At 73.2% G+C, this 14,208-nt stretch carries 16 protein-coding genes; 4 read left to right on the forward strand and 12 right to left on the reverse strand.

What is annotated here, in order from left to right; genetic code table 11:
• Both ACIRB7_RS13415 and ACIRB7_RS13420 read right to left on the reverse strand, forming a co-directional pair.
• The gene (locus tag ACIRB7_RS13415) at positions 1-579 is read right to left on the reverse strand and encodes a Type-2Aa cytolytic delta-endotoxin (RefSeq protein ID WP_403596809.1); all 579 of its coding nucleotides are present in this window, start codon (positions 577-579) and stop codon (positions 1-3) included.
• Positions 580-675: 96 nt separating this feature from the next.
• Complete coding sequence (locus ACIRB7_RS13420; RefSeq protein WP_403596811.1) at positions 676-1,536, reverse strand: LysR family substrate-binding domain-containing protein; 861 nt, start codon at positions 1,534-1,536, stop codon at positions 676-678.
• 64 nt (positions 1,537-1,600) lie between these two features.
• On the opposite strand from ACIRB7_RS13420, the gene ACIRB7_RS13425 reads away from it, so the two are divergent.
• The 4 genes from ACIRB7_RS13425 to ACIRB7_RS13440 all read left to right on the forward strand — a co-directional run bounded on the left by ACIRB7_RS13425 (position 1,601) and on the right by ACIRB7_RS13440 (position 4,435).
• Complete coding sequence (locus tag ACIRB7_RS13425; RefSeq protein ID WP_403596814.1) at positions 1,601-1,999, forward strand: DUF5997 family protein; 399 nt, start codon at positions 1,601-1,603, stop codon at positions 1,997-1,999.
• Positions 2,000-2,067: 68 nt separating this feature from the next.
• On the forward strand, positions 2,068-3,024 hold the full coding sequence (locus ACIRB7_RS13430; RefSeq protein ID WP_403596817.1) for a universal stress protein: 957 nt from the start codon (positions 2,068-2,070) through the stop codon (positions 3,022-3,024).
• Positions 3,025-3,063: 39 nt separating this feature from the next.
• The gene (locus ACIRB7_RS13435; RefSeq protein ID WP_403596820.1) at positions 3,064-3,588 is read left to right on the forward strand and encodes an NUDIX hydrolase; all 525 of its coding nucleotides are present in this window, start codon (positions 3,064-3,066) and stop codon (positions 3,586-3,588) included.
• 52 nt (positions 3,589-3,640) lie between these two features.
• On the forward strand, positions 3,641-4,435 hold the full coding sequence (locus ACIRB7_RS13440) for a VOC family protein (protein ID WP_403596822.1): 795 nt from the start codon (positions 3,641-3,643) through the stop codon (positions 4,433-4,435).
• 88 nt (positions 4,436-4,523) lie between these two features.
• Here the strand turns inward: ACIRB7_RS13440 and ACIRB7_RS13445 are convergent, their stop codons facing one another.
• From ACIRB7_RS13445 to ACIRB7_RS13490, 10 genes are all read right to left on the reverse strand, one after another.
• Positions 4,524-4,718, reverse strand: a complete 195-nt coding sequence (locus tag ACIRB7_RS13445; protein ID WP_403596824.1) for a hypothetical protein — start codon at positions 4,716-4,718, stop codon at positions 4,524-4,526.
• 113 nt (positions 4,719-4,831) lie between these two features.
• Positions 4,832-5,497 carry an ABC transporter ATP-binding protein gene (locus tag ACIRB7_RS13450; RefSeq protein ID WP_403596827.1) on the reverse strand — a complete coding sequence of 222 codons (666 nt, stop codon included), beginning with the start codon at positions 5,495-5,497 and terminating at the stop codon, positions 4,832-4,834.
• Positions 5,490-6,485 (reverse strand): ABC transporter ATP-binding protein, encoded by a 996-nt coding sequence (locus ACIRB7_RS13455; protein ID WP_403597675.1) that lies wholly within the window; start codon positions 6,483-6,485, stop codon positions 5,490-5,492. Before ACIRB7_RS13455 ends, ACIRB7_RS13450 begins: the two co-directional genes overlap by 8 nt.
• A gap of 20 nt (positions 6,486-6,505) precedes the next feature.
• Complete coding sequence (locus tag ACIRB7_RS13460; RefSeq protein ID WP_403596830.1) at positions 6,506-7,342, reverse strand: ABC transporter permease; 837 nt, start codon at positions 7,340-7,342, stop codon at positions 6,506-6,508.
• Positions 7,335-8,327 (reverse strand): ABC transporter permease, encoded by a 993-nt coding sequence (locus ACIRB7_RS13465; protein WP_403596833.1) that lies wholly within the window; start codon positions 8,325-8,327, stop codon positions 7,335-7,337. Before ACIRB7_RS13465 ends, ACIRB7_RS13460 begins: the two co-directional genes overlap by 8 nt.
• Entirely contained in the window at positions 8,324-9,940 is a 1,617-nt protein-coding gene (locus ACIRB7_RS13470; protein WP_403596836.1) for an ABC transporter substrate-binding protein, read from the reverse strand. The genes ACIRB7_RS13465 and ACIRB7_RS13470 overlap by 4 nt, the downstream gene beginning before the upstream one ends.
• An 88-nt stretch (positions 9,941-10,028) precedes the next feature.
• The gene (locus tag ACIRB7_RS13475; RefSeq protein WP_403597678.1) at positions 10,029-11,117 is read right to left on the reverse strand and encodes an acyl-CoA dehydrogenase family protein; all 1,089 of its coding nucleotides are present in this window, start codon (positions 11,115-11,117) and stop codon (positions 10,029-10,031) included.
• A 41-nt stretch (positions 11,118-11,158) separates the two neighbouring features.
• Positions 11,159-12,343: an acyl-CoA dehydrogenase family protein gene (locus ACIRB7_RS13480; protein WP_403596839.1), complete on the reverse strand. Its 1,185-nt coding sequence runs from the start codon at positions 12,341-12,343 to the stop codon at positions 11,159-11,161.
• The gene (locus ACIRB7_RS13485; RefSeq protein WP_403596841.1) at positions 12,340-13,308 is read right to left on the reverse strand and encodes an NADPH:quinone oxidoreductase family protein; all 969 of its coding nucleotides are present in this window, start codon (positions 13,306-13,308) and stop codon (positions 12,340-12,342) included. Before ACIRB7_RS13485 ends, ACIRB7_RS13480 begins: the two co-directional genes overlap by 4 nt.
• Positions 13,309-13,389: 81 nt before the next feature.
• On the reverse strand, positions 13,390-13,980 hold the full coding sequence (locus ACIRB7_RS13490; RefSeq protein ID WP_403596844.1) for a helix-turn-helix domain-containing protein: 591 nt from the start codon (positions 13,978-13,980) through the stop codon (positions 13,390-13,392).
• Between the last annotated feature and the right edge of the window lie 228 nt (positions 13,981-14,208).

The following is a 14,208-nucleotide window of genomic DNA, read 5'->3' on the forward strand; positions in this document are numbered from 1 at the left end:
TCAGGCGGCGAGACCCAGGGCCTGGCGGACCACGATCGCGTTGAGCCGGACCGCGAACGGCACGACGTCCGTCACCTCCAGGGCGAGAGCCTCCGCCTTCGGCAGCTCGACGGTCACGTCGATACAGAAGGCCAGGGCGTACATGTGCTCCCCGGTCTCCTCGTCCTGGAGGGCGAAGAACAGGTCCCGGTAGAAACGGGTCCGCTCCCCCGACTCCTCGTAGAAGGAGAGGCCGGGCTGTCCCTCCTGCGCGGAGAGGCCGGTGAAGGCCTGGACGAGCTCCCGCTCGACGGTGGCCCAGAACCCGGCCTCCGCGCACTCCGGCGGAAGCGCCTGCCGGACGGCCTCCTTGAGGGAGAGCACCATGACCATGACGGGGGCGTACTCCTGGAGCCCCCAGCCCCGCACCATCTTCACCACGGTGCTGTCCGGGACGGCCGCCGCGGCCTCCCGTATCGCCTCGAAGTCGAAATTGACGGTCGCCGGCGCGATCGCCTCCTGGAACACCCGGTCGATGGACCGGGCCTGCGCGAGATGATCCGGCCCCACCTCGACGACGGTCCTGAAACTGGCGGCCAAAGCTCCTCCTGTGTGCTCACGATGATCAGGAGGGGTCAGTATGCCGAGCGGCCGTCCGGCCGGGTGGTACGCGTCCGCCGTGCGGACACGGGCCGTTCAGGACCTCTTGCGGGGCTTTCCGCCGGTGCGACCCCGGCCGGAGCCTCCGGCGCCGCCGGTCTTGCGGGCCGCGGGCTTGCCCGTCGTACGCGAGCCGGCGCCCGGCTTCCCCGACCTGGCCGGCTTGGCGGACTTCCGGTCCTTCTGGTCCTTCGACTGCTTCTGGCCCTTCTGGGCCTCGGCGCGGCGGCCCCGGGTGCTGTTCACCGTGCGGCCGCGCACGATGCCGATGAACTCCTCCACCAGGTCGGGGGCCTCGTCTGCGGCCGCCCAGGACAGGGCGACCCGTGACTGCGGGACCTCGGTGAGGGTCCGGTAGGTGAGGTCCTTGCGGTGGTGCAGCCGCGCCAGGGACTGGGGTACGGCGAGCACGCCTACACCGGCAGCGACCAGTTCGATCGCGTCGGCCGTCGTCTCGGGGCGCTCGTTCGCCGGGCGGCCCGGCGGCCGCTCCCAGCCGACGGTGTCGTCGAGCGGGTGCAGGACGAGCTCGTCGGCGAGGTCCTCGACCGACACCTCCTCGGCCGCCGCGAGCAGGTGGTCCTTGGGGACGACGACGACCGTCGTCTCCGTGTAGAGCGGGATGGCGCTGAGGTCGTCCCCGTCGACGGGAAGCCGGACCAGACCGGCGTCGGCCGAACCCTCCCGGAGCGCGCCGAAGGCCTCGGCGGGCGTCACGGCGAGCAGGGTCAGAGGCACGTCGGGCAGCCGCTCCTTCCAGACCCCCACCCACTTCGAGGGCGTCACTCCGGGCACGTACGCGAGCCGGAAGGCAGGGGTGCCGGAGGAGGAGTCAGAGGGGGAGACGGCGGGGGAAACCGCCGGGGAGTCCGAGGGGGAAGCGTCCGAGCCTGTCACTCCGCCAGGTTACCGGTAGCTGCCGTGGTCGGAACTCGCCCGCACGCTCGATACCCTTGGCACCATGACGTCGCACCAGAACACCCAGACGATGAAGCCCGCCACCGCGGCGAAGAAGCTGGGTGTGTACCTCGAGGCCACCCCCGCAGAGTTCCAGGAGGGTGTCGTCTCGCGCTCCGAGCTGAACGAGCTCCAGGCGAACCCGCCCGCCTGGCTCCAGGAGCTCCGGAAGAACGGCCCGCACCCCCGCCCGGTGGTCGCGCAGCGCCTCGGCATCTCCATCGCCGGTCTCGCGCGCGGTGGCATCACCGACCCGCTCACCACCGAGCAGATCGAGGCGCTCAGGCAGGAGCTGCCCGAGTGGCTCGCGAAGGAGCGGGCCACCCAGGCGGAGGTCCGCAAGGAGACCGTCCGCATCAAGGAGCGCGACGCGGAGCGGGCCCGCCGCGACGAGAACGCCTGATCGTCTTCCCCCGCCGCGCCGCGCCCTGACGGGTGTGGCGCGGCGCCGCGTGCGGGAGTCATTCCCCCATGAGTGCTTCCCCCACGAATGACGTGAGCACCGCCTCCGAGCCGCCGGTCGTCGTCGGCGTGGACGGTTCCGAGCACAGTCTCCTGGCCCTGGAGTGGGCCCTGAGCGCCGCCACGCACCTGGGATCTCCGCTGGTCGTGGCCCATGTGCGCTCCGACGCCCTCCAGCTCGGCGCCGCCCGTATCGCCTCCCTCCGCCCGTCGCCCGAGCTTCCCGACACGGTCCTGGCGGCCGTACGGACCGTGGTCGAGGAGCGCGGGCACGCCCTTCCCGTACGGTACGAGTCGCTCGACGGGTCCGTGACCGACGCCCTGCCGGCGGCGGCGCGGGGCGCGCGGCTCCTGGTGACCGGTTCCCGGGGGCGCGGCGGCTTCGCGAGTCTGCTGCTCGGCTCGACCAGCCGGACGCTCGCCGCGACGGCGCCCTGCCCGCTCGTCGTCGTCCCGCACGAGGCCCGTACGGCCGCCTTGGAGGACGGGGTGGAGGCGGGCCGGGTGCTGCTCGGCCTGCACACGGAGGAGACTCCGGACGAGGTGGTGGCCTTCGCCTTCGAGACGGCGCACCACCGGGGCGTACCGCTGGAGGCCGTGACGGCGTTCCGGCTGCCTCCCCAGCCGGGCGCCCTGGTGGTCGCACCCTCCCCCGCGCTCCAGGTGCCGCCGCCGCTGCCCCTCTCGGACGACATGGAGGAGCAGCTCGTACGGGAGGCTTCGCTGGAGCAGGAGGAGCGGCTGCGGCCCTTCGCCGCGCGCCGGCCGGAGGTCGACCTCGTCCCGGTGGTGGTGCCGGGGGACGCGGCGGGCCTGCTCGTGGAGGGCTCGCGGGACGCCGGTCTGCTGGTCGTTGGCCGGCACCACCGGCATCGCTTCGGGTCGCTGCTCGTCGGCTCCGTCGCCCACGCGGTCCTGCACCACGCGCACTGCCCGGTCGCGGTGGTTCCCCCCGCCGCTCGGTGACGGTGGCGGCGCGGGGAACGCTGCTGGTAGAAGAGGATCATGAACACCGCCGACCGGGCCTCCGTCGCCCGGCGAAACGTCCAGCCGCCCCGCGCCCAGGCCTCTCTCGGAGCGGGGGTGGTCGTGACCGACGAGGCCGGACGGGTCCTCCTCGGGCTGCACCGCTCCGGGGTGTGGGAGCTGCCGGGCGGCCAGGTCGAGCCCGGTGAGTCCGTCGAGGACGCGGCGGTCCGCGAGCTGGCCGAGGAGACGGCGCTCGTCGCCGACGCCGCCGACGTGGAGGTGATCGGACTGATCCTGGACTCAGTCACGTCCACCCTGATGACCCGGCTGACCGCCGCCACCGTCGTGCGCGCCTTCCGTGGGGTCCCCGCGGTGGCCGAGCCGGACAAGATCGAGCGCTGGGAGTGGACGGAGCCCGACCGTCTGCCGGAGGCGCTGTTCCTGCCCTCCGCCCAGGTGCTGCGGATGTGGCGGCCGGAGCTCGGCCTGCCGGACGGGCCGTACCACCGCTACGCCATGGGCCGACTGCCCGTGTCACCGAGCGGGCCGGGGCGAGCGTGACTAGCGTGGCTCACAGGAACACGTCATCGAACCGGAAGTGAGAGTCACCGTCATGGCCGCACGACCTGAAGGCACGCCGGTCTGGACCGACGCGATGTTCACCGACTTCGAGGGCGCGAAGACGTTCTACGGCGACGTGCTCGGCTGGACCTTCGGCGAGTCCTCAACGGAATTCGGCAACTACACGCAGGCGTACAAGAACGGCAAGGCGGTCGCGGCCGTGGTCCCGCCGATGCCGGGGCAGGACGGCGAACCGCAGTCGGCCTGGTGTCTGTACTTCGCCTCTCCCGACGTCTCCGCGACGGCGGAGAAGATCCGGAGCGCGGGCGGCACCGTCCTGATGGAGCCGATGCAGGTCGGCGAGTTCGGCTCGATGTGCCTCGCGCAGGAGCCGTCGGGTGCCGTGTTCGGCATCTGGCAGGGGGGTGCGCACGAGGGCTTCGAGCTGGAGGGCGAGAGCGGCTCGTACGTCTGGGCCGAGGTCTTCACCCGGGAGCCGGGGAAGGCGGACGACTTCTTCTCCACCGTCTTCGGCTACCGCTCCAAGACGATGCAGGACGGGGAGGTGGACTACCGGGTCTTCGACCTCGGTGCCGACCCGGTGCTCGGGCGGATGGTGATGACGGCGGAGTTCCCGGCGGAGTTCCCCTCGTACTTCCAGGTCTACTTCGCCGTGGACAACTGCGACAAGGCCGTCGAGGCGGCGGGGCGCCTCGGCGGGCAGAAGTTGTTCGGGCCGATGGACAGCCCCTTCGGCCGCTTCGCGGCGATCCTGGACCCGCAGGGTGCCGCGTTCGCCGTGATCGACGTGAAGACCACTGTCGGCGAGATGCCCGAGATGGTCTGACCTGGCCTGGCCTGGCCTGTACGCCGAAGCCGCCCCGGAACCGGTCCCGGGGCGGCTTCCGTGCGTGCACGGCCGGCCGTGGCGACGCTCACGGTCTGAGGTGGGAGACGACGTTGGCGGTGGCGGCGACGCCGTTGTGGATGGTGGGCGCCATGCTGGTGCCGGCGAGGAAGAAGCCGAGCAGCGCGCAGACGAGGGCGTGCGAGAGCTTGAGCCCGCCGCTCCGCAGGAAGATCACGGCCAGGACCAGCAGCAGCACCACGACAGAAATGGAAACGGCCATCGCTCTCACGTCCTCCTTGCGCCGCACCGGAATTGCGGCGTTCGGCGGACAGTGTGGCGGAATGTACGGTCCGTCCGGAGGTATGGCGGGGCGGCCATACGGGTGAGATGTGGTCAGGACGTGGCGGGCAGGCAGTCCTTCCACTCCACCGTGCGGTCGCACCAGCGGTTCAGGAGGACGCGGTCGTGGCCGACGGCGAGGAGACCGGCGCCGGTGTCGGTGCGGTAGGCCTCGACGGCGGCGACGAGGGCGGCCGTGGTGGAGGCGTCGAGCATCGCGGTCATCTCGTCGCAGATCAGCCAGCGGGGGCGCAGGGACAACGCACGGGCGAGGCAGGCGCGTTGGAGCTGGCCGTCGCTGACCTCGTGGGGGCGGCGGGTGAGCAGGTCGCCGGTGAGTCCGACGGCGGGGGCGAGTGCGGCGACCCGGTCGGCCGCCTCGGTGCGGCGGCCGGTGGCGCGCAGGGGTTCGGCGATCAGCTCGGCCAGGGTGAGGCGGGGGTCGGCGGCGGTGCGGGGCTGCTGGAAGACGACGCCGACGGCGGTGCGCAGCGCGCGCGGGGCGCGGTGGCGCCAGGCCCTGACCTCGGTGCCGTCGAGGACGAGGCGGCCCCCGTCCGGGCGGTGGAGGAGGGCGGCGACGCGGGCGAGGGTGGACTTGCCGCAGCCGCTGGGGCCGAGGAGTCCGACGGACTCGCCGGGGGCGACGGTGAGCGAGGCGCCCCGGAAGACGGGGGCGCGGCGGTCGTATCCGGCGGTGACGGTGTCGAGTTCAAGCACGGGGGTGCTCCGGGTGGTGGCAGGCCACGCCGGCGGTGGACGCGGGCGGGGTGGCGCAGAGTTCGGTGGCGCGGGGGCAGCGGGGGGCGAAGGCGCAGCCCTCGGGCAGCGCGGAGAGTTCCGGGGGCATGCCGGGGATCGGGGTGAACGCCCGGTCGGGAAGGGCGTCGAGGAGTCCGCGGGCGTAGGGGTGGCGGGGGCCCGTGGGTCCGAAGAAGCGGTGGGCGGGGGCGATCTCCACGATGCGGCCCGCGTACATGACGGCGACGCGGTCGGCGATGCGTTCGGCGGCGGCGAGGTCGTGGGTGATGAGGAGCAGGCCGCGGCCGTCGTCGGCGTGGCGCCGGAGTTCGTCGACGGTGCGGTCGACGAGGTCGCGGTCGAGGCCGGTGGTGGGTTCGTCGGCGAGCAGCAGCGGGGCGCCGCCGATGAGGGCGAGGGCGGTGGCGGCGCGCTGGGCGAGGCCGCCGGAGAGTTCGTGGGGGTACCGGTCGAGGTGTCCGGCGGGGAAGGCGGTCCGTTCGGCGGCGTCCTCCGCGGCCTTCCTGCGGGCGCGGCGGGAGGTGCCGGTGAGGGCGCGGACGGTCTCCTCCAGCTGGGACCGTACGGTGCGGACGGGGGTGAGGTGGGCGGCGGGGCTCTGCGGTACGAGGCCGACGCGGCGGCCCCGTACGGTGCGGGCGAGGGTCTTCTCGCCGGCGGCGAGCAGGTCGGTGCCGTCCTCGCCGTCGCGGCCCGCGAGCAGGGCCGTACCGCTGGTCTCGGCGTTGCCGGGGAGGAGGCCGAGGAGGGCGGAGGCGAGGACGGACTTGCCGCAGCCGCTCTCGCCGACGAGGGCGAGGCACTCCCCCGCCGCGAGGTCGAAGTCGGCGCCGGTGACGGCGGCGACGGACCGGCCGCCGCTCAGCCGGAAGCGGACGGTGAGGTCACGGACGCTGAGGACGGCGTCCTCGGCCCGTTCGGCGGTGACGGCCTCGAGCGCGCGCAGGACCGTGCGGTCGGTGGCGTTCACAGCATCAGCTCCGATCGGCGGCGCGGGTTGAGCCGGTCCCGCCACACGCCCGCGAGTCCCGCGATGGCGAGGGTCGGGACGATGAGGAGGAGACCGGGGAAGAGGGTGGGCCACCAGTCCCCGGCGAGCAGCGAGGAGCGCGCGTTCTGCACGAGGTTGCCGAGGCTGGCCTGGTGGCTGGGCAGGCCGAGGCCGAGGAAGGACAGCGCGGACTCGTGCCACATGGCGTGCGGGACCATCAGGACGGCGGCGAGCCCGGCCTGTGGCAGGACGGCGGGCAGCAGGTGGCGGACGGCCACGCGCCACCGCGAGGCGCCGCCGGAGACGGCGGCGTCGACGAAGGGCCGGGTGCGCAGGGAGAGGACCTCGGAGCGCACGATGCGGGCGGTGGAGAGCCAGTGGGTGACGGCGACGGAGACGATCACGGGCCAGACGCCGGGCCGGAAGAGGGCGACGACGAAGATGCCGAGCAGCAGGTGCGGGACGGAGGAGAAGGCATCGACGAGCCGCATGAGGCAGCGGTCGGTCCAGCCTCCGAGCGCGCCGGCGGCCGCTCCGACGGCGGTGCCGACGACGGTGGCGACCAGCGCGGCGACGAGTCCGACGAGGAGCGAGATCCGCAGGCCGTAGACGCAGCGCAGGAGGAGGTCGCGGCCGAGGTCGTCGGTGCCGAAGGGGTGGTCGAGGGAGGGCGGGAGGAGCTTGCGGGAGAGGTCGACGGCCTGTTCGTCGAGCTGGACGAGCGGCGGCACGAGCAGCACGGCGAGGAGGACGACGCCGACGATCAGGGCGGAGCTCCAGAGCCGCAGGCGGTGGGTGCGCGGGTCAGCCATCGAAGCCCACCCTCGGGTCGGCGAGTCCGTACAGCAGGTCCGAGAGGAGGTTGCCGAGGAGGACGGCGGCGGTGGCGAGGACGGTCAGCGCGGCGAGCAGGGGGAAGTCCACGGAGGTGGCGGCCTGGACGGTGGCGGCGGCGATGCCGGGCCAGCTGAAGACGGTCTCCACGAGCAGCGCGCCGGTGATGAGCTCGGGGACGCGGGAGCCGACGAGGGTGAGCATGGGCAGCATTCCGGAGCGGAGGGCGTGGCCGGTGAGGACGGTGCGTTCGCTGAGGCCGCGGGCGCGGGCGCCGCGCACCGGGTCCTCGTCGAGGGCGTCGCCGACGCCCTGGCGGACGTACAGGAAGAACCAGGGCAGCTGGGAGACGCCGAGGACGAGCGCGGGCAGGACGAGGTGGCCGGCGACCTGGTCGAAGGTGACGGTGTCGCTCGCCGTGTCGGTGAGCCCGCCGGCCGGCAGGACGCCGAGCTTCAGGGCGAAGAACCAGATGGCGAGGAGGCCGAGCCAGAAGGAGGGCGCGGCTTCCAGGGTGTACGCGGCGGAGCTGACGGCCCGGTCGAGGAGGCCGCCGCGGCGGCGGCCCGCGAGGACGCCGAGGAGGGTGCCGAGGGCGATGGCGACGAGGAAGGCGGTGACGGCGAGGAGGACGGACCAGCCGAGGCGTTCCCCGATGACCTCGGCGACGGGGCGGCGCATGACGGAGGAGTCGCCGAGGTCGCCGCCGAGGGCGGCGGTGAGCCATTCCCACCAGCGGGTGAGGAGGGGCCGGTCGACGCCGAGGTTGGCGCGGAGCTGGTCGAGGTTCTCCTGCGAGGCGGTGAGCCCGGCGGTGCCCGCGTAGGCCTTGACGGGGTCGAAGGGGGAGGCCGCCGCGACGGCGAACACCGCGAGGGTGACGCCGAGGAGGACGGGGACGGCGGCGAGGAGCCGCCGTCCCGTCATCCGGGCCATGGCCCCCCAGGGGAGGCGGCGCTTCACTTCTTCGTGTCTCCGGCGCTCTTGGGCTTCCAGCTCTCGATGTTCCACCAGGGGCCGGCGGCGAGGCCGTGATCGTGCGGCTCGACCTGGGTGCTCAGTCCGTCCCAGGAGTCGTTCACGACGTAGAGGTGGTCGATGTGGGTGAGGAAGGTGTAGCCGGGGTTCTCGACCAGTTCCCGCTGGACGGTGTCGTACGCGGCACGCCGCTTGGCGGGGTCGTCGGTGCGGCGGCCGTCCTCCAGGGCGCGGTCGACCGTCTTGTTGTCGTACCAGGCCATGTTGTTGAAGCCGTCGCCGCCGAGGGTGGACTTCAGGAGCAGGTACTGGTCGAAGTCGGGGTCGCCGGGCGAGCCGCCGCCGGCGAGGACGGCGTCCGTCTTCATCCGGGGCTCGATGACCTCCCACGTGCCGGCCTGGGCGGTGATGTCGATGCCGGCCTTCTTGGCGTCGGAGACGTAGGCGAGGGCGTGGTCCTGGCGCAGCTTGTCGCCGGAGAGGTACCAGAGCGGGAAGGCGGCGCGGACGCCGTTCCTGACGCGGATGCCGTCGGGGCCTGCCTTCCAGCCGGCCTCGTCGAGGATCTTCTGGGCGCCCGCGAGGTCGTGGCGGCGCTCGGTTCCCTTGGTGAACCAGGGGCTGTCGGTGGGCACGGGCCCGTAGGCGGGCTTTCCGGCCCCTTCGAGGATCTTGTCGACCATCGTCCGGCGGTCGACGGCGATGTCGAGGGCGCGGCGGACGGCCGTGTCGCCGGTCACCTGGTGGTGGGTGGGGAGGGTGACCGTGCGGTAGTCGTACGTCTTGGCGGCGTACGACTTCTTCGCCTTGTCGCCCTGGAAGCCGGCCGCGAGGTTGGGCGGCAGGATCGCGCCGTCGAGGTCGCCGGCGCGCAGTCGGGTGGCGCGGACGTCGTCGTCCTTGATGATCGCCATGGTGAACTTCTTCACCGGCGGTGCGCCGTTCCAGTAGCTCGGGTTGGCCGCGAAGCTGAGCTTCTCGCCCTTGGACCAGCCGGTGAGCACGTACGGGCCGGTGCCGATCGGCTTCGTGGTGAAGGCGCCGGTGTTGACGTCCTGCTTCGCCGCGACGTGCTCGGGGGCGATGGCGTGGACGGTGCGCTCGGCGAAGGGCGCGTACGGGTACTTGAGCCGGAAGACGACGGTGTCGTCGCCGACCGCCTCGACGCTCTTGAGGGCGTCGAGCTCGGTGCGGGAGGGGTTGTTCGTCTTCGGGTCGAGGATCGTCCGGTAGGTGAAGACGACGTCCTTCGCCGTGAAGGGGACACCGTCGCTGAAGGTGACCCCGTCGCGGAGGGTGTACGTGTAGGTCAGTCCGCCGTCGCTGACGCGGGGCAGCGCGGCGGCGAGCGCCGGCTTCAGCTTCATGCCGGCGTCGAAGGCGAGGAGCCCGTCGAAGATCTTGGAGTTGCCGTCCTTGCCGTAGCCGAGGAGGGGGCTGAGGGTCTCGGGCTCGTAGGCGATGCCGACGACCGCGGAATCCTTGGGTCCGCCGGAGCCTCCGGCGGTGGAGCCGGGGTTCGTGCAGGCCGCCGCGGTGAGGGCGACGGCCCCCGCGAGAGTCGCGGCGGCCGTGCCGCGGAGGGATCGGGCGGTCATCGAGTCCACACCTCTTAGAAGATCAACTGTTATTGCGAACAGCTTGCAATTAAACAGTATGTAAAGGGGTGTGAACACAGGGGGCCCCTTACAGGGGCGGTTCCAGGCCGACGAGGGCCGCGATCGCGTCCTGGTGGCGGCCCGCCGACCCCAGGGCGATCTGGTCGGACTTGGCCCGCTTCAGCGCCAGATGAGCTGGATGCTCCCAGGTCATCCCGATCCCGCCGTGCAGCTGGACGCACTCCTCGGCGGCCCGGACGGCCGCCTTGGAGCAGTACGCCTGGGCGACGGCCACGATCAGCGGCGCGTCCGCACTGCCGGTGGCGAGGGCGTCCGCAGCCGCCCTGGCCGCCGCCCTGGCGCCGACGAGGTCGAGCCAGAGCTGGGCCATGCGGTGCTTGAGGGCCTGGAAGGAGCCGACCGGCCGGTTGAACTGGTGGCGCTCGCGGGTGTGGCGGATGGTCTCCTCCAGGCACCACTCGGCGAGGCCGAGCTGCTCGGAGGCGAGGAGTCCCGCCCCCGCGAGAAGGCCGCGCCGGACCGCCGCGCGGGCCGCCTCCGGGTCCGCGAGCCGGGTGCCGCTCCCGGCGGGGGCGGTGACCCGGGCCAGGGGGCGGGTGAGGTCGAGCGGGGTCTGCGGTTCGACCGTGGCCTCGGTGGCGGGGACGGCGTACAGACCGTCGGCGCGCGGGACGAGGAACACGTCGGCGGCGGTGGCGTCGGCGACGCCGGGGATCGCGGCGCCGAACGGGGGCTCCGCGTCGGGTGCCGTCGACAGCGGTACGGCGAGGACCGCGACCGTGCGGCCGCTCGCGAGGTCCGCGAGCAGCCCGGCCGCCGCGTCGCTCTCCCCCGCGAGGGCGAGCAGGGTCTCCGTGGCCACCACGGCGCTGGTGAGGTACGGCAGCGGCGTCACCGCGCGGCCGAGCTCCTCCAGGACGACGGCGGCCTCGCGGTGGCTCGCGCCCTGGCCGCCGAGCTTCTCGGGGACGAGGAGGCCCGCGGCGCCGATGTCGGCGGCGAGGGACTTCCACAGGCCGGGGACGTACGGACTGTCCGTCTCGATCCGGCCGAGGAGGGTCTGGTGGCCGGCCCGGTCGGTGAGCAGGGCGCGGACGGCGGCCCGCAGGTCGTCCTCGGTCTCGGAGTAGAGGAGGTCGAGCGGCGGCTCCGTCATCTCCGTCTGATCCGTCTGCTGCGTCTGTTCCGTCACGTCGGTCATCGGGCGAGGTCCTTCCAGGCGACGTCCTTGTCGTTACGGGGCTCGGGCGGCAGGCCCAGGACCCGCTCGGCGACGATGTTGAGCAGCACCTCGCTGGTGCCGCCCTCGATCGAGTTGCCCTTGGACCGCAGATAGCGGTAGCCGGCGTCACGGCCGGTGAAGTCCACGAGGTCGGGGCGGCGCATCTCCCACTCCCCGTACAACAGGCCTTCGTCGCCGAGGAGTTCGACCTCCAGGCCGCTGATGGCCTGGTTGAGGCGGGCGAAGGCCAGCTTCATCGCGCTGCCCTCGGGTCCCGGCCGGCCCGCGACGAGCTGCTGCCGGAGCCGCTCCCCCGCGAGCCTGGCCACCTCGGCGTCGACCCAGTGGTCGAGGAGGCGCCGGTGCAGGTCGTGGGTGCGCAGTTCGGGCCGCTCGCGCCAGGTCGTGGCGAGCTTGCCGATCATGCCGCCCTCGCGGGGGATACGGGCTCCGCCGATGGAGACCCGCTCGTTCATGAGGGTGGTCTGGGCGACCCGCCAGCCGTCGCCGACCTCGCCGAGGCGGTGGGCGTCGGGGATGCGGACCCCGGTGAGGAAGACCTCGTTGAACTCGGCCTCGCCGGTGATCTGGCGCAGCGGCCTGACCTCCACGCCGGGGTCCGTCATGTCGCAGACGAAGTAGGTGATGCCCCGGTGCTTGGGCGCGTCCGGGTCCGTGCGGGCGATGAGGATGGCCCAGCGGGCGGTGTGCGCGCTGGACGTCCACACCTTCTGCCCGTCGACGATCCAGTCCCCGCCGTCGTCCCTGACGGCGCGGGTGGCGAGCGCGGCGAGGTCGGAGCCCGCGCCGGGCTCGCTGAAGAGCTGGCACCACACCTCCTCGCCGACCCAGAGCGGCCGCAGGAAGCGCTGCTTGACCTCGTCGGAGCCGTGGGCGAGGACCGTGGGGGCGGCCATGCCGAGACCGATGCCGATCTTGCGCGGGTCGTTGTCGGGGGCGCCCGCGGCGGCGAGTTCGGCGTCGACGACGGCCTGGAGCGCGCGGGGCGCGTCGAGTCCGCCGAGGCCGACCGGGTAGTGCACCCAGGCGAGCCCGGCGTCGAAGCGGGCGCGCAGGAAGTCGGTGCGGTCGGTGGTGGCGGGCGGGTACTCCTCCAGCAACTTTGCGGTGAGTACGCGGAGTTCCTCGGCCGTTGTCATGCGCGGACTCCTTCCGGGAGGACGACGAGTCGGCCCGTGGTGGAGCCGTCGGCGACGCGCTGGACGGCGTCGGCCGCGCCGGCGAAGGGGACGCGCTCGCCGATGAGCGGCTTGATCAGGCCCTTGGCGGCGTAGGACGTGAGGGTCTCGTGGCAGCGCCCGATGGAAGCCGGGTCCTTGACCGCGTACAGGCCCCAGTGGAGGCCGAGGACCGAGTAGTTCTTCACCAGGGCGTGGTTGAGGGCGGGAGCGGGGACGGTGCCGCTGGCGAAGCCGACGACGACGATCCGCCCCTCGAAGGCGACGCACTTCGCGGACTGCTGGTAGGCCTCGCCGCCGACGGGGTCGTAGATCACGTCCGCGCCGCGGCCGCCGGTGGCGGCCTTGACAGCGGCGACGACGTCCTCGGAACGCCGGTCGACGACCACGTCGCAGCCGAGCGCGCGGGCGACGGCGGCCTTCTCCGGTCCGCCGACGACGCCGATGACGGTGGCGCCGGCCGCCTTGCCGAGCTGGACGGCCGCGCTGCCGACGCCGCCCGCCGCCGCGTGGACGAGGAGGGTCTCGCCCTCCTGGAGGGCGGCGCGGCGGTGCAGGCCGAACCAGCCGGTCTGGTAGCCGATGTGGAGCGCGGCGGCCTCGGCGTCGTCGAGCGACTCGGGGGCGGGGAGCAGCCCGGCCGCGTCGGCGAGCACGTAGTCGGCGAAGCCGCCGTGCGGGAGCGCGGCGGTGGTGAGGACCCTGCGGCCGTCCTCGGTCTCGGCGCAGACCTCCACGCCGGGGGTGAAGGGCAGCGGGGGCCGCACCTGGTAGTGGCCGCGGCAGAGCAGCGCGTCGGGGAAGTTGACGTTCGCGGCGCGGACCTTGAGCAGGACCTGGCCGTCGCCGGGCGTGGGCGGTGTCACCTCCTCGCGGCGCATCACCGCGGCCGGTTCCCCGTTCTCGTACACACGCCATACCTGCATCCGGAAGCCTCCTCCGTACCGAGCGGTCGGTGGCATACTAAGCGGTCGCTTGCCGCCGGGGGAACCCCGTAGGGTGCCGAGTCAGCCGGACTTCTTCGGGCGGGCCCGTACGTGCATCCGCTCCCCCTGCGGGCCGAAGAGGCTCAGGAACTCCACCGGCCCGTCGTCCGTCGGCCCGAACCAGTGCGGGACGCGGGTGTCGAACTCGGCCGCCTCGCCGGCCGCGAGGACGACGTCGTGCTCGCCGAGCACGAGCCGGAGCTTCCCCGAGAGCACGTACAGCCACTCGTAGCCCTCGTGGACGCGGGGCTCCGGCGGCTCCGTCGTCTTCTCCTGGATCACCTTGTACGCCTGGAGGCCGCCGGGCTGCCGGGTCAGCGGGAACATCGTGCGGCCGTGGCGCACGATCGGCTTGGCGCGGATCCGGGGGTCGCCCGTCGCCGGGGCGCCGACCAGCTCGTCGAGCGGGACCTGGTGGGCGCGGGCGAGCGGCAGGAGCAGTTCGAGGCTGGGCCTGCGCTGCCCGGACTCCAGCCGGGACAGGGTGCTCACGGAGATGCCGGTGGCGGCGGAGAGCTCGGCCAGGGTCACCCCGCGGTCTCGGCGGACGCGACGGAGGCGGGGGCCGACCTCGTTGAGGACCTCGTCGATGCGGTCGTCTTCGTTCGTCATGCGTCCAGTGTTGCAGAAATGGCAAGTTTGTTTGCTGGTCGACACCACCTGGCTCGTCGACCGGCTCCCCGCGACGGCCTACCTGGAGGCGAAGGTGGCCGGTCGGCCGGTCGGATGAACCCCGGCGGTTGGGGCTGCGCCGCACGGGCCGAGGGGCGAGGATCGGTCAGGGTGGCCGGAAGCCGGAGAAATCAGTGGTACGGCTCCGACGGCTCGGACGACTCCCCC

It is taken from the genome of Streptomyces sp. NPDC093795 (genome assembly GCF_044764665.1).
Lineage (GTDB): Bacteria > Actinomycetota > Actinomycetes > Streptomycetales > Streptomycetaceae > Streptomyces.

Excerpts from the sequence above, each read along its gene's own strand:
- ACIRB7_RS13425 (WP_403596814.1), top strand. The coding sequence starts at position 1,601 with ATGACGTCGCACCAGAACACCCAGACGATGAAGCCCGCCACCGCGGCG.
- ACIRB7_RS13430 (WP_403596817.1), top strand. The coding sequence starts at position 2,068 with ATGAGTGCTTCCCCCACGAATGACGTGAGCACCGCCTCCGAGCCGCCG.
- ACIRB7_RS13435 (WP_403596820.1), top strand. The coding sequence starts at position 3,064 with ATGAACACCGCCGACCGGGCCTCCGTCGCCCGGCGAAACGTCCAGCCG.
- ACIRB7_RS13440 (WP_403596822.1), top strand. The coding sequence starts at position 3,641 with ATGGCCGCACGACCTGAAGGCACGCCGGTCTGGACCGACGCGATGTTC.
- ACIRB7_RS13445 (WP_403596824.1), bottom strand. The coding sequence starts at position 4,718 with ATGGCCGTTTCCATTTCTGTCGTGGTGCTGCTGCTGGTCCTGGCCGTG.
- ACIRB7_RS13460 (WP_403596830.1), bottom strand. The coding sequence starts at position 7,342 with ATGGCTGACCCGCGCACCCACCGCCTGCGGCTCTGGAGCTCCGCCCTG.
- ACIRB7_RS13470 (WP_403596836.1), bottom strand. The coding sequence starts at position 9,940 with ATGACCGCCCGATCCCTCCGCGGCACGGCCGCCGCGACTCTCGCGGGG.
- ACIRB7_RS13475 (WP_403597678.1), bottom strand. The coding sequence starts at position 11,117 with ATGACGGAGCCGCCGCTCGACCTCCTCTACTCCGAGACCGAGGACGAC.
- ACIRB7_RS13480 (WP_403596839.1), bottom strand. The coding sequence starts at position 12,343 with ATGACAACGGCCGAGGAACTCCGCGTACTCACCGCAAAGTTGCTGGAG.
- ACIRB7_RS13485 (WP_403596841.1), bottom strand. The coding sequence starts at position 13,308 with ATGCAGGTATGGCGTGTGTACGAGAACGGGGAACCGGCCGCGGTGATG.
- ACIRB7_RS13490 (WP_403596844.1), bottom strand. The coding sequence starts at position 13,980 with ATGACGAACGAAGACGACCGCATCGACGAGGTCCTCAACGAGGTCGGC.